The sequence below is a fragment of the Acidithiobacillus sp. genome (assembly GCF_023229925.1).
Classification (GTDB): domain Bacteria; phylum Pseudomonadota; class Gammaproteobacteria; order Acidithiobacillales; family Acidithiobacillaceae; genus Acidithiobacillus.
This window is the reverse complement of the sequence record NZ_JALNYM010000001.1, coordinates 1,058,305-1,080,115: the sequence shown is the minus strand read 5'-3', so window position 1 is coordinate 1,080,115 and position 21,811 is coordinate 1,058,305. Positions and strand designations below refer to the sequence as shown.

The window sequence follows — 21,811 nt, the reverse complement described above, 5'->3', positions numbered from 1 at the left end:
TGCCCTGTCGCCGTTGAGCCCTGATGGTCGGGAGCAAACCGGAAGCGGCCATTCGATCTATCTGTACCGAGTGCTTGTGCAAGGTCTCTTGGTGGTTTGTTTTGGTGCTTGCTGCGTGATGTGGGGCGATTCAGTATGTTATTAGGTAGGAGGGTCTGAGGCCCATGGGAAAAGAAAACTCCAATAGGCAAGGTGCCCCATGAATGCAGTAGAAATCGAAGCCGCCATATCAGACCTCGCCTTTCAGTCATTCGATGCGGCGGAGTTCCCGTTCGCGTTCCTGGCCGCTTTCGGCAATAAGGACACGGCCCTCAAGCGCCTGCGCACGGGCAACAACAACGCCTCCGATGTGCCCGGTGGCGTACTCCAGCGCAACAACATTCATATCGCCGTGTGCGCAGAAGGCAGTGTCGGCCAAACCCTCATGGCATTACGCGCCAGCCCGGCCACCGCAAAGGCTAAAGCCAAGTTTATCCTCGCCACCGACGGGCTGACCGTTGAAGCGGAAGAACTGATTAGCGGCGAAACCATCGCCTGCGCCTACCCGGACCTCCCCAACCACTTCGGCTTCTTACTGCCGCTGGCTGGAATCTCCACTATCAAGGAGATCAAGGACAACCCTATCGACGTGCGCGCCACCGGGCGGCTGAACAAGCTGTACGTCGAGCTACTGAGCGAAAACCCGGACTGGGCCAAGGACGAGCGCGGCCACGACATGAACCACTTCATGGCCAGGCTCGTGTTCTGTTTTTTTGCCGAAGACACCGACATCTTCAATGACGACGGGCTTTTCACCCGCACGGTAGAACAAATGAGCGAGCGAGACGGCTCCAACACCCATGAGGTGCTGAAAACCATCTTCCGTGCCATGAACGTCAAGGTTGCCGAGCGTGCCAATGCTCAGCCCCGTTTGCCAAACTGGGCCAATGGCTTCCCCTATGTGAATGGCGGCCTGTTTTCTGGAAGCACCGAAGTGCCGCGCTTCACACGGATGGCGCGCACTTACCTTCTGCACGCCGGCAATCTGAACTGGAATCAGATCAACCCGGACATCTTCGGCAGCATGATCCAGGCCGTGGCCGACGACGAAGAGCGCGGCGCTTTGGGCATGCACTACACCAGCGTGCCCAACATCCTGAAGGTGTTGAATCCGCTGTTTCTGGATGATCTGCGCGCACAGTTGACCGAAGCCGGTGATAACGAGCGCAAGCTGCTGAACCTGCGCAAGCGCATGGCGCGCATCCGCGTGTTCGACCCGGCCTGCGGCTCCGGCAACTTCCTGGTGATCGCCTACAAGCAGATGCGCAAGATTGAGGCGGAAATCAACCGTCGCCTGGGCAAAGCGCAACTGGGCAGCGAGATTCCGTTGACCAATTTTCGTGGCATTGAGTTGCGCGATTTTCCGGCGGAGATCGCGCGCCTGGCGCTCATCATCGCCGAGTTCCAGTGCGATGTGCTGTATCGCGGACAGAAGGACGCGCTGGCGGAGTTTCTGCCGCTGGATGCGCAGAACTGGATTGTTTGCGGTAATGCGCTGCGGCTGGATTGGTTGAGAATCTGCCCGCCCACGGGTACGGAGGTGAAAGTGCTCGCCGATGACCTATTTGGCACGCCGCTCAACCAGACGGAAATCGACTTCGAGAATGAAGGCGGAGAGACGTACATCTGTGGGAATCCGCCGTATCTTGGCTCGCGCGATCAGAAGGACGAACAAAAAGCTGATTTGCATGTTCTTTTCGACAAGCGAATCCAGAACTGGAAGTCACTCGACTATGTTGCCGGCTGGTTCCTGAAAGCCGCCGACTACGGCACCAAAGCGCAGTCCAATGCCGCCTTCGTGTCCACCAACTCCATCTGCCAAGGCCTGCAAGTTCCAGTTTTGTGGCCGGAAATCTTTGCTAGTGGCTGCCAGATCGAGTTTGCCCACACATCCTTTCGGTGGGCAAACCTTGCGAGCCACAACGCAGGTGTGACCGTAGCCATCATTGGTATCACAACGCAGCCACGCAATCTGAGGCGTTTGTTCTCTCTGGACAATTCGGGACAAACCATTGAGCGCCAATGCACGCATATCAACGCATATCTAGCGGCAGGCGAGAGTGTCATCGTGGACAAGGCTAGCCAGCCTCAGGGCGCACAGAGTGAGATGACCTTTGGAAATACGCCAATAGATGGTGGTCATTTGCTGCTGTCTCGCGACGAGCGCGACGCACTGCAACTCACGCCTGCGCAGCAAGGCCGCTTTGTCCGTCGGATTTATGGCTCGGCTGAGTTCATTCGTGGCCTAGAGCGTTACTGCGTGTGGATCGAAGATCAGCACTTGGCTGAAGCACAAAGCATCAAGCCTATTGCTCAACGTCTTCGTGATGTGCGTAGTCTGCGGCTCAACGGAGGGAAGACAGCAAGGGACATCGCTGAAAGATCGCACCAATTCCAAAGGATGTACTTCGGCAAGCATTCAACGCTCATTGTCCCTAGCGTCTCATCCGAATCCCGCGAATACCTGCCCTGCGGTTATCTGCCTGCCGGAACCGTCGTTTCCAACCTCGCTTTCGCCCTCTACGACGCCCCCCTCTGGAACATGGCCCTCATCGCTTCCCGCCTGCATCTGGTCTGGATTGGCACTGTCTGCGGCAAGCTCAAAACCGATTTTCGCTACTCCAACACCCTCGGCTGGAACACCTTCCCCGTCCCCCTCCTCACCGAGCAGAACAAAGCCGACCTGACCGCCTGCGCCGAAGACATCCTGCTCGCCCGCGAGGCGCATTTCCCCGCCACCATCGCCGACCTGTACGACCCGGATAACATGCCGGAGAATCTGCGCCATGCCCACGAGCGCAACGACGAAGTGCTGGAGCGCATCTACATCGGTCGCCGCTTCAGGAACGATACCGAGCGGCTGGAAAAGCTGTTCGAGCTGTATACGAAAATGACGGCGGCGGGAATTGCCAAGCCCACCCGAAAATTGGCGGGAGAGAAGAAGCCATCATGACTACCGCGCCACCCGGCTCGTTGCCGCTGGCTGAAACGCTGGCCGTTGAATTCAAGAGCGACCGCAAACGCTTGTCCGACGATGAGTTGGTCGAGGCACTGGTTTGTCTGGCCAATACCGAAGGCGGGGAACTTTGGCTGGGCGTGGAGGATGATGGCACGCCCACTGGCCTGCATGAGGCGCATCAGAATCTAGCAGGTTTGCCGGGATTGGTGGCGGCCAGAACTTCGCCGTCCCTCGCTGTCATAGTCAGTGATCTGGCGTTTTCCGGCGTTCGCGTGGCGCGCATTGTGGTGCCTAAATCCAGCACGGTGGTTGCCACCACATCGGGGGTATATCTGCGACGCCGCCTGAAACCGGATGGCACGCCCGAATGCGTCCCCATGTTGCCACATGATCGCAGCAGCCGGGCAGGCCATTTTGGTTTGATGGATGCGTCGGCGCAGGTCGTTGCCGGTGCGACGCTGGCCGACTTTGACCCGCTGGAGCGTGAACGGCTGCGCCAGGCGATACGTCAATATGGTGGCGACCGCGTGTTGCTGGAGCTGGATGACGAGGCGCTGGATGGGGCTTTGGGGTTCACCCAGCGTCAGCCCGACGGGAGCCGGGTGCCTACGCTTACGGGGCTGTTATTGATTGGCCGCGAGGCGGCATTGCAGCAGCGCGTGGCCACTCATGAGCTGGCGTTTCAGGTGCTTGCGCAGCAGGCGGTGCGGTTCAATGAGTTCCGCCGCTTTCCGTTGCTCAAGGCGCTGGATTGGCTGGAAACGAATTTTCGTCCTTACAACCCCGAACAGGAATTGCAGGTAGGCCTGTTTCGTGTGCCGGTGCCCTTGGTGGACATGGCGGCCTTTCGTGAGGCAGTGGCCAATGCGTTGATTCACCGCGATTACCACCGCATGGGCGCGGTGCATGTGCGGCTGGAGGATGAAGCACTGGTAATCAGCAACCCCGGCGGTCTGGTGGATGGGGTGACCTTAGCTAATTTGCTAGTGACGGAGCCGCGTCCACGCAATCGCGCGCTGGCCGATGCGATGAAGCGGATCGGCGTGGTTGAGCGCTCGGGCCGCGGGGTGGACACGATTTATCGCGGCATGCTCAAATTTGGCCGCCCCGCGCCTGACTATGGCCGCACGGATGCGCAAAATGTGGTGCTACAGTTGCCCACCGTGCCTGCTGATGTGGCCTTTCGGCGCATGGTAGTGGATATCGAACGGCAGCGTAATGCAGAGTTGCCGATCGACTCACTGATCGCGTTGGGTGTCTTGCGTGAGTTCAAACGCCTGTCGGCAGAAGCATTGGCCCGGCACATTCAGCGCGATGTGGCGAGTGCCAAACGCACCCTGGAGGCATTGACCGAAGCGGGTTTGGTCGAGGCGCATGGCAATACACGCGGGCGCAGCTACACCTTGTCGGCCTCGGTGTATTCGGTGGTGAGCGACAAGGCCGCGTACACCCGCCAGGTGGGCTTTGGCCCGATTCAGCACGAGCAAATGGTACTGAGCTACATTCGCCAGCACGGCCAGATCAAGCGGGCGGAAGTGATGGCGTTGTGTCGGTTGACTGAGGGGCAGGCCAAAGAGCTTTTGCGTCGCCTTGTCGTTTCGCACAAGATCGAATTGCGTGGTGCTGGGCGGGCTTCGATGTACGTCGAGTACGCTGGCTCTGCTCAGGCGTGACCCGTGAACATTGGATGGAAACGGATGGAAACGGATGGAAACGGATGCGCTAGTAGATTTGATCGGGTTTTGATTTCGCTCGCCGGAAACCAAGCACCGTCCGGTCTGATTGACAAAATATCAATGCACTGCAACAAGTTATGAAATAGCGTTGGAACTGGAAAGTTTTGATCCAGTTTTGATCACCGGTTCCACACACTTTGCACCACGACGACGGAAACCATGAACGCAACGACCAACCCCACCAACGCCTACACCGTGCCGTCGGTATCCATCACCACGGCGCGCACCGGCGTATCCAGCAAGGCCAATGTGTTGGGCATGCGCGCCATGCAGGAGCGCGCTTATGCCAAGCGCGGAGAGCAGTATCTACTGATCAAATCGCCACCGGCATCGGGCAAATCCCGCGCGCTGATGTTCATTGCCCTGGACAAGCTCAACAACCAGGGTTTGCAGCAGACCATCATCGTGGTGCCCGAGCGCTCCATCGGCGGCAGCTTTGCCGATGAACCCCTGAGCCAGCACGGCTTCTATTGGGATTGGCGGGTGGCCCCACAGTGGAACCTGTGCAACGCCCCCGGTGTAGACGAGCCACGCGCGGCCAAGTCCAAGGTGGACGCGGTGCGGAAGTTTCTGGCAAGCTCCGACCAGACGCTGGTCTGCACCCACGCCACCTTCCGCTTTGCGGTGGAAGAGTTGAGCATTGATGCATTCGACAACCGCCTGATTGCCATCGACGAGTTCCATCACGTTTCCAGCAACCCGGACAACAAGCTGGGCAGTCAGCTTGGTGCCTTCATCGCCCGCGATAAGGTGCATCTGGTGGCTATGACCGGCTCCTACTTTCGTGGCGACAGCGAAGCGGTGCTGACCCCGGCGGATGAAGCCCGGTTCGAAACGATCACCTACACCTACTACGAGCAGCTCAATGGCTACAACTGGCTCAAGTCGCTGGACATCGGCTACTTCTTCTATACGGGCCGGTATGTGGACGCCGTTGCGAAGGTGCTGGACCCGGCACTAAAAACCATCGTTCACATCCCCAACGTCAACTCGCGCGAGAGCCTGCAAGACAAAGAACGCGAAGTGAATGAGATCATGCACGCGCTGGGCGAATGGAAGGGCATTGATCCGGCCACCGGCTTCCACCAGATACAAACCACGAACGGCGGCACGCTGAAGGTGGCAGACCTCGTGGACGACAGCGACCCGGCCAGGCGTTCCCGCGTGCTGGCGGCACTGAAAGACCCGGCGCAGAAGGACAACCGCGACCATGTGGACGTCATCATCGCGCTGGGCATGGCGAAAGAAGGTTTCGACTGGATCTGGTGTGAACATGCGCTGACCATTGGTTACCGCAGCAGTTTGACCGAAATCGTGCAGATCATTGGCCGCGCCACCCGCGATGCCGAGGGCAAGGAACGGGCGCGCTTCACCAATCTGATTGCCGAACCCGCAGCCGAACAAGCCGCTGTGGCCGAGGCGGTGAACGATCTGCTCAAGGCCATTTCCGCCAGTCTGCTGATGGAACAGGTTCTTGCACCACGCTACGAGTTCACCCCGAAGGACATGGGGCCGAAGGAGGGCTTTGACTATGGACCCGACGGCTATCAGCCAGGCCGCACCAATGTGGGGGTGAATGAAGGCACCGGTCAGTACCACGTCGAGATCAACGGACTGGCCACGCCGGAAACCCCTGAAGCCACTCGCATCTGTAAAGAAGACTTGAACGAAGTCGTCACCAGTTTCCTGCAGGACAAGACGGTGCTGGAGCGCGGCTTGTTCGACCAGGAAAACACCTTGCCCGAAGAACTCACCCAGTTGCACATGGGCAAGATCGTGCGCGAGCGTTACCCGGAATTGAACGAGGCCGATCAGGAGGCCATTCGTCAGCATGCTATCGCTGCCATGAACATCACCCAACAGGCCAAGTTGGCGTTGGCCCAGGCCGATGCCGAAGGTGCAGATCAAGGCAGTACGGCCTTGCTGGATGGGGTGCGCAAGTTCGTCAACGTGCGCGACCTGGACATTGACCTGATCGACCGCATCAACCCCTTCGACGCCGCCTACGCGGTACTGGCGAAAGCGATGGATGAGAAATCACTGCGCCAGGTGCAGGCCAGCATTGCCGCCAAGAAGCTCAGCATTCCCGAAGACGAAGCCCGCGAGCTGGCAAAACGCGCCCTGCTGTTCAAGAATGAACGCGGCCGCCTGCCGGACATCCACTCCGCCGATGCATGGGAAAAGCGCATGGCCGAAGGCGTGGCCGCGCTGACGCGTTACCGTGCACAGGCCAAGGCTGCTCAGGCGCGAGGAGAGCCCGGCAATGGCTGACATGAACGATGACGAACTGTTGGATGCGCTGGGGGTAGAAGTCGCCCCGCTCAAGGCGTCCAGCCGAACCCCGCGCGAGGAACGCATCATCGCGGGCTTTGAGGACATCCTGCGCTTTCATCAAACCCACGGTCGCGCTCCATTGCATGGCGAGGGTCGTGACATCTTTGAACGCCTGTATGCCGTGCGTTTGGACCAGATACGCCAGTTGCCAGAAGCCCAAACGCTCCTGGCCGGGTTGGATGCGCCGGGGCTATTGTCTGGCGCGGCAGCGGCTTCGGTCGATGTGGATGCGATGGACGAAGACACCTTGCTGGCCGAGTTGGGAATTGGCGATGAACCCGCCGATCAACGCGACATCACCGTGCTGCGCCATGTGCGTTCTAGCACCGAAAAGCGTGCGCCGGAGGAAATCGCCGAGCGCACGCCGTGCGCAGAGTTTGACAAGTTCCAACCGCTGTTTGAGCAGGTGGAGCGGGAGTTGAAGGCTGGCGTTCGCCAGTCCCGCCAGTTTGGGCGTGACTCCAACTTTAAGGTGGGCAATTTCTTTGTTTTGGGCGGTTTGTTGGTTTATGTGGCCGAGCAGGGTGACATCTTTCGCACGGGCAACAACGAGCCAGATGCGCGCCTGCGTGTGGTCTACTCCAACGGCACCGAAAGCAATCTGTTGATGCGCTCGCTACAGCGTGCGCTCTACAAAGACGAAAACGCTCGCATGTTGACCGGCACGAATATGGGGCCGCTGTTTGGCGATGCGCCTGAGCCAGACGACATCGAAACCGGAACCATCTATGTGTTGCGCAGCCTGTCCAGCCATCCATTCGTCGCCGAGCACCGCGAGCTGATTCACAAGATCGGCGTGACCGGCGGCAAGGTGGAGACCCGCATCGCGGGCGCAGAAAAGGATGCCACATATCTGCTAGCCGACGTAGAGGTGGTTGCCACCTACAAGCTCCACAATCTAAACCGCACAAGGCTGGAAAACATCTTCCATCGCTTATTCGGCGCAGCACAGATTGATTTGACCATCGAAGATCGCTTCGGACATCCGGTCAAACCAAGGGAGTGGTTTTTGGTGCCGCTCCATGTGATTGACGAAGCGGTTCAGCGCATTCGGGATGGATCTATTACTGATGTGCTCTACGACCTGAAGAGTGCACGGCTGGTAGGCCAGACTCAGCAGTGACTCGGCGATCCGTAGGCTGATCGGCAGCAATAGACTGGAAGCGGCCGTTCGTTTGGACCAATCTCCGGAGCATTGGTTTGACGGTAGTTCTCCGGTGTAGTCATGGCGGCCAAGGACTGGCAACAGTCGTAGAAATAAGCTAAATTTGGGTTTGGCACATGGTTGTACAGATGGAACAGTTCATTGTGTTGTCAGACATTGTGGCGTAAGTAATAAATCATTAAAAAATAGGGGTATACCTCTTTGAAGTACGGATATTGTGACGTAATAGAGCAAGTCTTCTTATTAAATAAGTCACTTTTTAGTTAAATTGAATTGCAATAAATTTAATCTACTTTAGGAATCCAGATGAAGATCCTAGCCCATTCCACAAACATTCAGAAATCTTTATTTTCTCGGAAGAGATATAAAAACTTGCCACACAAAAGGTGCAAACATGGACAGGTGTGATGGGTATTCTTGCTGGACTTCATTTGTTGGCCTAATTTCTTTGTGGCGACGCTGGACAAGTTGGACAACGATTTAAAGCATATCCCTCTCGTTATACGGATATAGAAGGAGCAGAAATAGCGGTTATATGGCGGCTTCGTAATTCCATGTTGCACTCATTCGGTCTTTATTCTGCCTGGAGATCGTCGAGGAAATATACATAGGTTTACTCTTCGTGCTATGATCACGGCATTTTTAGCGTTGATGATAGGTGTTTTGTAGACATAGCCTATTTTTACGAAGAATACGGACGATCAATAGAAAAATAAAACTCGATATAGAACAAAGTATTCATATTGACAGCATATGCCTTCATCAAAGATTTGCGCAAATATTCTTAAAATATGGGGCGATACATATTGGTTGACAAGAGTCTAAGTGGGTAGATTTCACCATGAAAGATGGTTGGTGCGGCTCCAGAGACACGGTCAGCGGCTTCTATCCTAACTCGCTTAAAATGACAAAAGGCCAAAATAATGAATAAAGAGATAAAAGAAATATTAACAATTAGAAATTTATCGATATTTGCTTCCGTGTTTGGCTTCTTAAATCTAGTTCTTTACTGTACGCAAAAAAACGTTCCGTTTCCTGTTGGTAATTTTTTGTATCTCGATATAATAACATCGTCAATATTCCTTTTTATGGTTCTTTTATTTATATCGCCATTGCTTGTTACTCAGGCGGCAATATTATCAGCTATTCCACAGGCGCAAAAAAAATTTAATAGGTATGTGTACGGAGCGTTGATCGGGCTGCTTCTCGTCGGTTTTTATTATGTTTATTATGTTGTTATTTTTACAAATATCAGAGATATATATGGCTTTGGTGGGATTCCTCCATATGAAAAGTCATTGTCATTCTTTAAAGAGAATGATTTGATATATTTTTTCTGGTCGACTTTGGGTTGCGAGGCATTGCTTGTTATCTTGCTCATCTTAAAATACGCAAATGCTAGAGTAAAACGTCTCTTTGACTATATGAAACCTATTTACTTTGGCATATTAGCTACAATAATTTTACTCTATCTAGTTTCACCGCTGCCTTCTGATATTGCTGGGTTCTCATTAAGAACCATAGAGTATGGGGACTTTTTAAGGGTGGAGAACAACAGAAATTTTATTTCTTATGTTGCGACCAAATATCATAACAAAAATATAAAAGTATCGTCACTGCTTGTTTACTTCATAATAAGGGAAAATGGTGGTTACTTTTGCAAGATTTACGGAGAAGAATTTGCTGGAAATAATCTATATAAAAACATATTTATTGGTTATTATTTTATCCCGTTAAGATTGATGCATGACTGGAATGTTTTTATTTAATAAACAGTTCGAGGACTTATGTTGCTTGAACGCTCGGGTCCAGATTTTTGGTGCGATTGTGAATTGATCTACTGGACCGTTCTTTTCTGGTCTGAAAAAGGTATGTGGGAATGCTTGTCCGCTCCATCCTGGGTGGCCGCTGGGTCCTGATGGTCGGCAGCAGACTGATTGCAGTCACTCACCCCTTCACGCTACACATCACCGGCAGCAAAAAGCGGGGCGACTGGAGCGCAGCAAAAGCCGCGCCACTTTTTGCTGTCCAGGTGGATGTAATTGTTATAGCAATTACGGTGATACTGCTTGACAGGCATGAACTAACAACTCAACTCTCCAAGCAATTAGAGATACAAACAAAAAAACAATAAATATCGAGAACGTTAAAGGAATTTTATCCCTAAATAACTTAAATTTCTTTTGTTCATCAACCCATTCAACTTGATGTTGCCAAAAGAATTTATAGTGTGCATACCAATCGCTAAACAAAATTTGTTTGCTTAGACATGATTCATAATATGTATTTTGCAGCTGAGCAAATTTAATGGCAAGATTTTCGATGTCATCATCATCGGCGCTTTTGGCATCGCGATACAGTCTTCCAAGTTCATTATATAACTGAGTTAATTTTACACCAAGACTCATATACTCAGATTTGTTATGCTCATAGGGTGATATATATAGCCCAATAACACCTAAGACGATAAACGATGCCGATAGAAATTTAGTTGACAAACCGTTAAATGCTAGCGCATATATACCAAAAGCCAAGGAAAGAAAACCAATGAACCCGGGTACTTTTTCTACAATGTCATAGGTGGCAAAGTGCTTTTTAGCACCAAAACCAACATTGTAACCAGTTTCTGCAATTGATTTTAGCAGTTCATCTTTTGTCATAAGATTCTCATTGAATGGGCACGTATATCCTGTCTTTGGCTACAACAATGCTGTTTTTTACAGCATAACAGTCAACGACATGCCTTCCTCGAAAATTTGTTGATTCATCTCTTCTCTCGAACCCTTCATCTGAGATAATTTGACCTCGAATGCAATCCCTCCTCTCTGCTTCTTCGCCCTTATTCAAAACCTTCCAGTATATTGAGTATGGTTTTGGAACATCGCAAGAGGTGACCATGAATAATAATTTTTTATTAGTAAGTAGAGGTATTTTTTTTATAAGCATGACTGAGATAAGATGTTCCCTAAATCCTTTTTGAGATACTTCGCAATCCAATGTCAAATCATAGCGAATATCAATGGGAAATTTATCTTCTATAAATTCTTCAGTATTTCTCCAGGCTCCAGAAGATTTGCTAACTGATTCTTCTACCTGCTTGGCCTTGGCGGGGAATGGCCGACCATATACTTTTTTCCATTTGTCATTGGCAGCATCAGAATCTCCAGCATCAATAGCATTCAAGCATAATTCATAAGCTTTTTCGGCTTTCTTCTGAAACTTTTTCTTAACTTTTACATTCTGACCACTACCAAGTGCTTTGTAGTGGTCTTGTTCTGGCTGATCCTTTAGGTACTGAAAAAAATCTCTACTCATCCAGTCGTAATATAAGAAACCTTTATTATCATAATCCGAGGTTGATTTGAGAAAGTTATGTGCAAGCGTATCAATAAGCAATCCGCTCATGGCTACGCCATGTTTGTTTTTCCAAGCCCTTGCCATTTTGCACAGGCGACGAAGATTTTTGTTCTTTTGATCAACAAACTCCTTAATTGCCTGTATTTCTTCACGAGGCTTGGTTATTTTCCAGCTGCCACCACAATAAGTATCTGGGTACTTAAAGCTTCCATCGTCTTGTTCGAAAACAGGCTGAACCTCAACGTGGAAGTTTGCATAAGTTGCTGTTACAACCAACCGATCGACGCGAACATCTGTCGTAGGATACCTGACCTTAATGGCATCTTTAGTATCAGTCAGGAGTTGCGATTGCTTGCCGTTCTTATATGAATCCCATTTGCTATTAGGCATAATATACAGCATATCCAAGTCGGAGACCCCTTTAATCGCAGTCCATCGACCATAAGAACCAACTTGCAAGCTGTTAGCTGTATTGGAATATGAGTCTCGAAATTTCTTGTTCAAGATTGATGTAATCTCGCCATAACGAAGACTAATCTGATCGGCATTATCAATTTTTAAATTATCAAGAAAGTCAGTAAACATTTCGGTAGCAGTCATTATCAAATTAGTCCTTTTTAAAAAATACTGGCTCATTTAATATGTGCAAAATAAGTTGGTACTATCTAAGGGGTATTCAACTATAACGTAAATCAGACTACACTGAGGCTGCAGCATAACAGCTGACGTTGCCGTATAACATTTCTGGATATCTACAGCTAAAGCCAGACTTGTGGGTTGATGCTACACCCACCTGACCTAAATTGAACGACCGCTCCCGCTGCACTGTGGACATTCGAATTATGGTTGGGCATTACGCGCGAGACGAGATTTTTGTGTTTTGGTGCCACTTCACAAGAAGTGGCAGCCTAGTTTGGCTGATTGGTCTCTTTTGATCTCATTTTATGTGTCGCGCCAATCTCACGTTATGTGGCGGGAATCTCACTTTATGTGTCGTCCAACGGAGCACATTGGCCGACACATATGGTGAGATTGTAGGCTATTAATAATCAGTCGCCTACTGATTTATGCGTCACATATAGCGAGACTATGCGACACATAAACGGAGACTAATGAAAAAAACCGACGCATTAAATGATATTCTCTGCTGGTATCATAGCCCCTAACCATGAGAAAGGAGGCACCAATATTGGTAGCGCGGTTCGAGATTGATGTCGGGTTGTGCAATGTTGGTTGGTTCGGTAGCGGTCGAACGCTCTGGATATCCGCTGCGTTCGTCTCGCGGGAGCAGGGTTAGGCTCGGAAGCGGCTCATCTGAACTCAGGATGGGGTGATGATGTCCTATTATTCTCGTTGCGAGAGGAGATCATGTTTCATATAAATGAAACTGTAAACCAAATTCGATATGTCTTGATATGGTCTTATCGGCGCCATATCTACAGAAGTAAAGTTTCTAGTCGTTTGGCAGGTACCCAATTGAATCCCCGCGCGATACCAATGAAAACCATCAGGCATCCTTTGAGGATGCTATCTCCCAAAGATTAAAGACAATATTGATGAATTATAACCTCTGTATACCGTAGCGTGCCAAGATTCTAACATGGCACTGGTTATTTCGTCGCCCGGTGCCTACGGGCTGTTCTCATCACGACGTCTATACGATGATGGCAGTGTACAGCCTTATGATAAGGCCCAGACTGAAGCTGGTCAAGCTGTGGCCGTAGGATGATAGGTTTGTCCATCGCATTTGTCGGCATAAATAACTAATCGTGATATCTCGGTAGAGAGAACCATCGCTGTTCCCCCTACAGCCCCCTGCGGGCGCAATTCACGCCCCAAGACCCACCCTGGGTGATTGGCAAGGGGTGGAAGATGTATGGCAATGGCGGCCACGCTGCAGCAATCCGTGCTAGTCGATTCCATCGTGCGAGACATTCCTGCCCCTGACGCAGAAGCGTGCGTTGACATAAGTAGTACCCCCATGATTTTGACTTTCTGTCATTTCACAAGTCTTGCGCTATTCATGCTCATTACTGGGTCCGCTATATTCCTTCAATAAGCGTAGTTGATCGAAATCTGCGCGCCGATATAGCTTGACCCCAACGATCTTGGATTCCATGACTTTCTCCGGTGCAATCAGCCCGCGACGCTCCCAGTTTGGTAATAAACTGCGGTGCGACCCTAGTAGCTTCCCAGCTTCATCCGCTGTAATAAAGATGCGCTTATAGCGTTGGACTTCTTCTAGACATTGTCTGCGGATAACGCGACGTACTCCGAGATCAATTACTGTGACCAGGTGGGTATGCACCCAGCGATGCTCGAACGCTGAGCGAGTCTCACCAACAATCTTAGCCGCATCATCAATAGTTATGAGGTTTTGGTCGTCGAGCATCGACTTTAGTCGATCGAAAGAATCCCTATTGATCTGAAGTGCGCGTCCACCGTATTCCGCAGCCTCCAATAGCCCTTTCGGAACCAAGCCTTTTGTCCGTTGAACAGTTAGTCCCAATGCTTTTGCCGCTTTTGCTAGAGAAATTGTACTCTCGATGGTGTGTTGAGCCAGCCCAAGCTTTTTCCGCCCTGTTCTTGTCGGATAATTTTCCAGCGCCGCGACGGCACCCAGATCTAATGCTTCCAAATCTTGGCGCTGAAAAATGTAGGTAAGCCCTCCGTCGACTTTCGGGCCGGACACAGGACGAATTCCCGTCGACATAAGCTTTTCTGCAAAGTTTGTCACGCTGGCGCCAATTTGCCGTGCTAGGCTGCCGGCAAAGATGTAGTCTTTCTCAAATTTTTCAGCGTCGAAGATGTCGATGACAGTCATTTTCCGGCCATTCGTAACTCTTTTCTCGGCAGGAATCACTCCGGCTTTAATCGCGAACCGAATATTTTCCGTGTGAACATTACAGCGTTCAGCGAGTTCGGCGACAGTCACGCAGTCATCCCAGTGGGCACATACTTTCCGCGCAGGAGCCACGACAGTTAAACTTTCTAGACCTGGCGCCAAATCAAATCCTCCGCTCACGAGGGCTCCCGCTATGATGTCGCTAATGGCTTCTGCTAAGGAGTGCCGTGGACCTGGGATTTTGCGGTACAGGAAAACCGATATGGCATCCTTTACTACGGATTTACGGTTCTCCAAATCCATGAGTAGCCGGTTGAGAGATGAATTCTCAATGCGCCAGGCGTGGCTACTTTTGTTGCGTTTCCCACGCAAGATATTATGGTGGACAAGTTTCTTTGTTAGATCCTCGGTGAGTCCAAGAACCGCTGCGGCCTCCCGAATTCCTTTCTGTCCTGGGACTTCTTCGATTGACGATGCTGGCAGCCAACCTCGAATACCCAGCTCCCTTAGAACCAGCACACCAAATTCCTGGACCACCGTATTCCCTGACGCCAATAAAGGCAGGCATGTGATTCTTGGATGAACGGATAGACCACCACATTCATTATCCAAAATATAATTTGCGACCAGCGGGACGAGTGACTCTGGTCGGCGTATGCCAGAAACTGCAAGTTCGACTAGCTTGTGCTGTTCGGCAAGGGATCCAACCTTGTCCAGAATCGGGAGCAATCCTTCAAATAACGCGTCCAGCGCATCAAAAACCTTCTGATCCCCCGTTGTAGCAAGTTCTTTCACGAAGGCCGTTGCATCAGTATCTATCGTCACCGGGGCCGACAAGGATAAATCATACCCACACCGACAAGTTGCAATACCAGGCCTGTTCCAAGACAAGTGAAGTCCACATTCTGGACATCGGTCGATAAGGAGGACCCCATGTTTAGGGCAGCTGGTAACCAGACGATGATCCCATGTACGCTGCAGGGACAATTGTTTTCTAAGGCAGAGAGGGCAAAAAGCGCCGGAGACGAATCGCATGGATGACCAAGGTGTCGTGACACTGGCCCATCGGATGGGGGACACCTCTGTCACGCCATCACGATGGTATGCCAAATTGACCCCGATACCTTCCTTCATGCCCAGAGTGTGCATGATCTCCTCAAGGGCTTCCGGTCGCACAAACAATGTCCGCAAATGTTTTTCATCGGAATTTCGTATGCAACGGTAGGCGGTTAGCAGTTGGACAGGAGATTGCCAACCATTTTCTTCCGCCGCCCTCAGAAGAAGGCTTCCTGGTGACTCCTCTGGGTATGGGATTGGACGGACAAGAAGTGCCATTAGTTGACCCCCCTGAACCCATTTTTTATATTCCGTACGAGCTCTTCCTGTGATAAGCGAAATGGATTAACCTTTACCAGAGATCCGCCCTGGCTTACTCCTATATCATAAGCGGCTGCAAAATCTTCCATTGTTGTGGTCTCACGCCGGGCGCGCAAGGTAACAATTACTGTCTCTTTCAACAATCCGGTAGCGTAAGAGGGATTCCCTCCACTGGCAGCATATAGAGCGAGTGCTTCTGTTTTACTGCTGAGGTCGGGAAATCCAGCGAGGTTACAGTATTCGGGTATTGCTGCGCCGAGTGCCTCAACAAATAGGCGGAATTCACCTTTTTCCTTGCCACCAAAGCCAAGGTTCTCGAGTCGAAAGCGGCGTTGAAACCGTCGGGCGAGCTGTGGGTCTGCATCTACCAGCACCTCGCATTCCGGCATCCCTACAAGCACCACTGGCACATGCGTCTTGTTTATCAATGTCTTTACCCAGTTGGAAACATCTTGCCGGTACTCTTCGCGTCGACTGCGCTTCTCATCAAGAAGATGTTGAAATTCATCCAGCAAAATTAATCGTGTTTCACACGCTTTGAGTTGTGTTATTACTCTATGTGTGAGATTTATGGCTGTTCCGCGATCCGGGTGCACATCCCCTAATGCTCCTAGCAGCGACGACGCGACGCCACGAATGGTTGCGGGACTGGGGATTTCTGAATAAAAAGCAGGAATAACGGTGACTTCTTTGCCTTCGCGCACATCTATGCGCCGCGGTAGATGTTGCAGAACGGCGTTACATACCGTAGTTTTTCCTGTTCCCGCACGTCCAATCAATACAGCATTTAAGGGCTCTGCAGCGGTTAATGACCGCCGCAAGCAATCTTCGATGCCAGCTACTGCTCGGTGAGCGGAGGTGTGGGCAACATAAATTTCGTCAATTCGGTTGGCGCGTTCTTCGATTTCGAACTGTTCCATTTTCAATGATTCCTCATTAGACATATTGTGATTTGTTTCCATAATATAAATACATCAACGCTGTTCCAGATGATTGCTCTGCGGTACAGTACACAAGACACCTATTCCAAAAGAGATATGCTGGGTATGGTTATCTTTTCTGCTACAATCTAATTGGGACTACGTTGCTAAAGATGTCAGTTGACATCTGCAACTGCGGTTGTTAAAAAATCCGGTGGTGCCAAGATATCAGTAGCTGCAACATCTTCTTCTGTTGGGCATCTTCGTCTAATATGGTTCATTTATTGGGATCTCTAATGATTCTCTGAACTTCAAAAGATCTTTTTTCTGGCGCACTGTTTTTTGAAGTTTCAACTATATCTATGGGGTCTGTGTCACTTTTTTGGCGTCTATACCTGTTCTCCCTGGTTTCGACGACACTTTCCTCGTTTTTGCCGTCATCCGGTGGATCTCCCAGAGTATCATCTGGTTCCGGTAGATCTTCGGTCTGTTTCATGATTTTTTCATCCGCATCGAGTAATCTTTTTTTCTTCCCATCGGTCAGGCGAGCAATTTGCTTGTTAGCATAAGATTCACCGTCTTCAACAATTTTTTTCCAAAGCTCCCAGCGTGCCTTCTCCCATGCAAAAGGTGGCAGTTTTTCCATATCCGCCTTTCCTTGATCCTTGATCTCCTGGCATACCTTCCTGTGTTCGTAAAGAGTTAAGCCTCGGGTGTATTCTGGGCGAGTAGAATCGGCTTGGATAAAATTTCCGTGACTCCGCGGATCTTCCACAAACACTCGATCCAGATTTAACTCATCCACAAAGACCTTGACCTTATCGGGAAGTCCGTGGGATCCCAACTGCTGTTCTAACATTGCGAGTGCGTGGGAATACCAGTGCTGGTTTTCGTACTGAATGCGGCCACGATTTATGGAGCGCAAAACTACCGAACGTGCGATGATATCCAAGTCGTCCATAGGAAATACCAGCGGCGAATGGTCTTTGGCATTTTCTTCCCACGCATGAAACGGTGTTCTACCAAATCCACGATGAAGGCGTACGTGGTAATCCATTTCCAACCATTCAAAAACGCGTGATTTTAAAATATCCATGGTAACGCATGCATATTTATTTGATAGATAATCACCGCGATCCTTCGGATTTGAGAAAGTTGTTCCTTTCACTATATGGATAAGTTGGTGGTTCAGGGTCTTGAAGAATCGCTCGATATGCGGTTTACCATTCGGATCACGTGGTGCACAGGTTTCAACCTGAATTCCTGTCCTGCTGCAAAAATTGCGCACCGCGTCACTGCCATAATCCGAACCATTATCGAAGACCACTATTTCCATGACGCCGCCCATGTTTTGCGTGCATTTCTGGCTACAAGCCATCTTCAAGGCCATTAAGAGCGTTGGAGCAGAGAAAGGCGTGAATGTGATTACCAGTGCGATAATCGCACGGGACCACACATCGATCACCGCAGTGCAATATGGCCTACCCAGCACATCTCCCGTATCGGGATCGACAATAAGTACATCTAATAGTGTCCCGTCTGTTTCGGTCACTTCAAGCACACGTGTTACTAACCTCTGAGCACCTGCCGCCTTGTGACGACGGTTCGCGGCATGCGGGCCAAACCTGGCGCGGTCTCGCTTATATAAATCGATTTCTGCTACACGTCGCTGCACAGTTCTTTCGGAAGGAAATGTTAAATCCGCAGGTGGCAAGTCATTATCGCCGAATTCTTCCATGAGATGCCCCACAATGTGAGAGCTAACGCGGGCCACGCTGAGTCGCTGGCTATTCAGATAATCCCGCGCGATACGATCTGACATGATTCCCTCCACGCGCGGGTCAAACCGCAACGAGCGATTCCCGCGGTCTCGAAATCGTGGAGCTAATGAAAGCGGATTCTCATTGGCCAGGATGTATTTCCTAATCCATCTTAGAACGGTAGACGTCCCCGGTGGATCCTCCTTCCGCTCCTTGGCAAGATTAATAATCAACGGTTCAACATATTCGTGTGATCTAGCGACCATAGCTTTAGTGATGGGACGGACATAGCTGAGACGCCGGTTCATTTCTGTCATTTCCACCTCAGTCAACTTTGATGGCCGCTCTAGATCGTTTTCATTGAGTTTTTCGCCTATCAGTTCTGCTATGTTCCGATCACGAAGCTCCTTGAATTTAGCGAAGGCCATATGGCGTATTCGACCGCCTTTTACTTCCGCATATCGAATACGACGAGCCTCGACGGCGAGAATTTCGAACTCGATTTTTCGGACAACGAACCGCTGTCCAATTTTCATGGCAGTTTCTGGGATCATTTTTGGTTACTCCTTAGCCAAACGAGCGAATGGGGACCTACCGGAAGATTCTCGTCGTAGCACGCAAGTTCTTGAAATAGCAACTTCTCCGCCACCAGTGGTGGAATCCCGGCCCGCCGCAGTGCGCTATGAAATTCGCGCAGCGAAAGCGCACCTCCTAATTCCTGCAAGATTGCCAGCGTCAGATTCGATATGAGTTCACTATCCGGTGCTCTAGCTCCGCGATAAAGATATTTGAGATTTCCCAGCCGCGGTGCCTGATAAATCATCTCTTCCGTTTCGACTCGAAAACCAATATCGAGGCGGGCGAGCGCATCCGTCAGCCATGAATAAAAAGTTGCAATATCTGGATCGTTCATGACGCCGGAGAACTTTATTTCTCTTAATTCAATCGAACCATCGGAGCGTAAAAAGGCAAAGTCCGCTGTGTACCGACCCCTTGGTCCGAAGTCCATCGTTACGGGCTGGCTACGGTAAATCTGTATTGTGCGGTCGTGCTCAAGGAAGAGGCAATACGCCGCCTCCAGTCTGCTCTCACAAGGGATAAGACCACCATTCTTTGTGCTCGGAAAAAATACAATCTTTTTTTCAGGTAGTCCCTTGCGCAGTTTGCGGACCCCGTGAAGAATGCTGCTCGGTGGCTTTTCTGCAGAAAAAATTGTTTGCAAAGCTGGCCGCAAATCATTATTCAGATCAGTGATTGCGAAATGTCCACTGATGTTGTTCATAATGTCCCCATTAAAAATACATTAAAACGATTGCTTGCATGCTGCGTATGAAATAACATATTTACCTGTATTGGTGTTCTGTATTGGCAAAGAATCGACATTTCTCGCTGTTCGTTAAACTCACTTTCCCCTTTAAACTTATCGTAGTTGGTAAGGGCCGCATGTCGACGCGCTCGGAGATTGCGAGGTTGAAAATAATGCAACGGGGTGTCAGTAGCCCATGACGCCTTCTTTTTTGATGCGGATTGATACAGCAAACTTTAAGGTATTGATTTCCTGTGGGGCACTTGTGTTCGTCCGGACTAATGCACGCTGCTGGTCCGGGTGATCCCAGGAACGGCTTTATAAAAATTAGGTTATGCGATTGGGGATCGTCGTTGGGCAATGCTTTCAAAATGGCATCCTCGAACAGGCCGTTAAATGTCTGCGTACCTGAGCGCCTAACCTGTGGGGTTTACTGTTGAACGGCCACCCTTCCGACTGCGCTCTCAGTTGCAGTGGTACAATCTTCCAGATAATTATTAGATGTGGCACAGCGGCTTGGTAGAAGGTAAAATTGGATACCAACTTTACTCCACCGAAGTTTTATATCTATTTGATAAATAAATGTATTCAGAAAAACTTGAAGAATTTAGAGGTGCTGTAAACCAGTCTTTGGCGAACGCCACCAGCCCTCGTCGCGACGAAATGGCGGTTCTGGCCACAGTGCTGTGGTACTGGCGCGTGCGAGAACTGTTGCGCCCTATGCTTGGGAATAGCCCAACGCCTTACGCGATTGAACGCTACCTGGAACCAGAAGGGTTCGGGCGTACCCAATTCAACGAAGTCTTTCGCCGGCGGAAGTGGGACAAGTACGCCGTCGGTTTGCACCAACCATCAAAAACGACGGTCAGCAAGGTGGAGGCGATGGTTCCCGGCAGTGCGGGGATACTTAGGCACCCGATGTGGGAAGTTCTACGGCAACCAGATAGGGTTCTGGAAAAGAAGGAGTCGTGGCTTGGTCGGCTGGCGCCGGATATTCAACGGATAGTTTTCGCGAACGAATCAAAGCTTAGCATACGCAAAGCGTTAACTAGCCCTGACATCAATGAAAAACATCTCCAGCAATTAGAAGTAAGGGCGGGGTTCGATTCGGTAGCCTGCCTAGCCATTCTATTGGCAGAGAACATTTATTCATATCATGGGAATAATGCTATTCATATTAGCGATTCACTGTACCGTGCATTGTTGGTGTCTTGTGCATTTGATTCCTATTTGTTGATGGCTGGATACATCTTCGAGTGTTTCCGTGATAGGCTTTTGAACCAGGTGGTGGTTGACGACATGAGGCTGGATCTGGATACCGTGGATTTCTCCGAGTCTGCTTTCCTCTTATGCAGAGAACTATGGAAACTCATGGGTGATCGGAAGATAGGGTGGGGTCGTGAAGATCGGGCTCGCGCGGGAGTGCAACTGCTTAGAGGAAAATTTGGGTTTGATGCTATGTGGGGATTATCCCTTCTCCATGTACCAGTAGCACCTAACTCAGAAAATTTTCACAAGGCCACAAAAGAGTATGAACGGGCTCGAAAGTTGCGTGATTGGGGGCTGCACAATTTGCGCAATGGGATAGTTGGTAATATTCCACCACACGATATTTGGTAAGAATCTAAAATGAAGCGCCATAGACATGCTCGGAATTTGGTTGGCGCCCGAGACGTTAACGTGGATTATGAAACCAAACATACAGTTTTTTTGTCCTTTATCGTCTATCGCTATGGCCTTCGGCGGATCGCTGTCTAGATGCTATCGTCGGCTAACTACATCCATAGTATTCCGTACCCGTCTTATGATCAGCGGATCAGTGAAAGGAAGGCTACATTTAACTGGATCATAGATAGCGGCAGTGGGTTCTTTGCGTTACTGACGGTTGCGTTCGTGATGGTGGCCCTAGATGTGTTTGTCAGCACTGATGGCATGGAGCATGTGTAGCCATTATCGGATGCCCGTCACTATTCTAAATGGCTGAGCTAGACTGCGCTCTCGGTTAGATTGCGG

The 21,811-nt window shown here is 50.4% G+C and carries 12 protein-coding genes; 6 read left to right on the top strand and 6 right to left on the bottom strand.

The annotated features are described in order from the left end of the window. Window positions 1-199 precede the first annotated feature (199 nt). From M0P56_RS05395 to M0P56_RS05375, 5 genes are all read left to right on the top strand, one after another. A complete protein-coding gene (locus tag M0P56_RS05395) occupies window positions 200-2,992 on the top strand; it encodes a DNA methyltransferase (RefSeq protein WP_291509019.1) in 2,793 nt (930 codons plus the stop codon). Further along, on the top strand, window positions 2,989-4,671 hold the full coding sequence (locus M0P56_RS05390) for an ATP-binding protein (RefSeq protein WP_291509018.1): 1,683 nt from the start codon (window positions 2,989-2,991) through the stop codon (window positions 4,669-4,671). The genes M0P56_RS05395 and M0P56_RS05390 overlap by 4 nt, the downstream gene beginning before the upstream one ends. 222 nt (window positions 4,672-4,893) lie before the next feature. Continuing rightward, the gene (locus M0P56_RS05385; protein ID WP_291509017.1) at window positions 4,894-7,005 is read left to right on the top strand and encodes a DEAD/DEAH box helicase; all 2,112 of its coding nucleotides are present in this window, start codon (window positions 4,894-4,896) and stop codon (window positions 7,003-7,005) included. Further along, window positions 6,998-8,191 carry a GIY-YIG nuclease family protein gene (locus M0P56_RS05380; protein WP_291509016.1) on the top strand — a complete coding sequence of 398 codons (1,194 nt, stop codon included), beginning with the start codon at window positions 6,998-7,000 and terminating at the stop codon, window positions 8,189-8,191. Before M0P56_RS05385 ends, M0P56_RS05380 begins: the two co-directional genes overlap by 8 nt. Window positions 8,192-9,156: 965 nt before the next feature. After that, window positions 9,157-10,002 (top strand): hypothetical protein, encoded by an 846-nt coding sequence (locus M0P56_RS05375; RefSeq protein WP_291509015.1) that lies wholly within the window; start codon window positions 9,157-9,159, stop codon window positions 10,000-10,002. Window positions 10,003-10,287: 285 nt separating this feature from the next. Here the strand turns inward: M0P56_RS05375 and M0P56_RS05370 are convergent, their stop codons facing one another. The 6 genes from M0P56_RS05370 to M0P56_RS05345 all read right to left on the bottom strand — a co-directional run bounded on the left by M0P56_RS05370 (window position 10,288) and on the right by M0P56_RS05345 (window position 19,774). After that, window positions 10,288-10,893, bottom strand: a complete 606-nt coding sequence (locus M0P56_RS05370) for an SLATT domain-containing protein (protein ID WP_291509014.1) — start codon at window positions 10,891-10,893, stop codon at window positions 10,288-10,290. A 7-nt stretch (window positions 10,894-10,900) separates the two neighbouring features. After that, complete coding sequence (locus M0P56_RS05365) at window positions 10,901-12,190, bottom strand: hypothetical protein (RefSeq protein WP_291509013.1); 1,290 nt, start codon at window positions 12,188-12,190, stop codon at window positions 10,901-10,903. 1,417 nt (window positions 12,191-13,607) lie between these two features. Then, window positions 13,608-15,770, bottom strand: a complete 2,163-nt coding sequence (locus M0P56_RS05360; RefSeq protein WP_291509012.1) for a TniQ family protein — start codon at window positions 15,768-15,770, stop codon at window positions 13,608-13,610. After that, entirely contained in the window at window positions 15,770-16,732 is a 963-nt protein-coding gene (locus tag M0P56_RS05355) for a TniB family NTP-binding protein (RefSeq protein ID WP_291509011.1), read from the bottom strand. Before M0P56_RS05355 ends, M0P56_RS05360 begins: the two co-directional genes overlap by 1 nt. A 277-nt stretch (window positions 16,733-17,009) precedes the next feature. Then, window positions 17,010-19,046 carry a DDE-type integrase/transposase/recombinase gene (locus tag M0P56_RS05350; RefSeq protein ID WP_291509010.1) on the bottom strand — a complete coding sequence of 679 codons (2,037 nt, stop codon included), beginning with the start codon at window positions 19,044-19,046 and terminating at the stop codon, window positions 17,010-17,012. Beyond that, window positions 19,043-19,774, bottom strand: a complete 732-nt coding sequence (locus tag M0P56_RS05345) for a hypothetical protein (protein WP_291509009.1) — start codon at window positions 19,772-19,774, stop codon at window positions 19,043-19,045. The genes M0P56_RS05350 and M0P56_RS05345 overlap by 4 nt, the downstream gene beginning before the upstream one ends. 606 nt (window positions 19,775-20,380) lie before the next feature. Between M0P56_RS05345 and M0P56_RS05340 the strand changes: the two genes are divergently transcribed. Then, window positions 20,381-21,418, top strand: coding sequence for a hypothetical protein (locus M0P56_RS05340; protein WP_291509008.1), 1,038 nt, complete (start codon window positions 20,381-20,383; stop codon window positions 21,416-21,418). Window positions 21,419-21,811 lie beyond the last annotated feature (393 nt).

What these genes read in the sequence shown, in the direction of transcription:
- M0P56_RS05350 (WP_291509010.1), bottom strand. Translation starts at nt 19,046, where the DNA reads ATGATCCCAGAAACTGCCATGAAAATTGGACAGCGGTTCGTTGTCCGA.
- M0P56_RS05375 (WP_291509015.1), top strand. Translation starts at nt 9,157, where the DNA reads ATGAATAAAGAGATAAAAGAAATATTAACAATTAGAAATTTATCGATA.
- M0P56_RS05395 (WP_291509019.1), top strand. Translation starts at nt 200, where the DNA reads ATGAATGCAGTAGAAATCGAAGCCGCCATATCAGACCTCGCCTTTCAG.
- M0P56_RS05355 (WP_291509011.1), bottom strand. Translation starts at nt 16,732, where the DNA reads ATGGAACAGTTCGAAATCGAAGAACGCGCCAACCGAATTGACGAAATT.
- M0P56_RS05360 (WP_291509012.1), bottom strand. Translation starts at nt 15,770, where the DNA reads ATGGCACTTCTTGTCCGTCCAATCCCATACCCAGAGGAGTCACCAGGA.
- M0P56_RS05390 (WP_291509018.1), top strand. Translation starts at nt 2,989, where the DNA reads ATGACTACCGCGCCACCCGGCTCGTTGCCGCTGGCTGAAACGCTGGCC.
- M0P56_RS05380 (WP_291509016.1), top strand. Translation starts at nt 6,998, where the DNA reads ATGGCTGACATGAACGATGACGAACTGTTGGATGCGCTGGGGGTAGAA.
- M0P56_RS05385 (WP_291509017.1), top strand. Translation starts at nt 4,894, where the DNA reads ATGAACGCAACGACCAACCCCACCAACGCCTACACCGTGCCGTCGGTA.
- M0P56_RS05365 (WP_291509013.1), bottom strand. Translation starts at nt 12,190, where the DNA reads ATGACTGCTACCGAAATGTTTACTGACTTTCTTGATAATTTAAAAATT.
- M0P56_RS05340 (WP_291509008.1), top strand. Translation starts at nt 20,381, where the DNA reads ATGTATTCAGAAAAACTTGAAGAATTTAGAGGTGCTGTAAACCAGTCT.
- M0P56_RS05370 (WP_291509014.1), bottom strand. Translation starts at nt 10,893, where the DNA reads ATGACAAAAGATGAACTGCTAAAATCAATTGCAGAAACTGGTTACAAT.
- M0P56_RS05345 (WP_291509009.1), bottom strand. Translation starts at nt 19,774, where the DNA reads ATGAACAACATCAGTGGACATTTCGCAATCACTGATCTGAATAATGAT.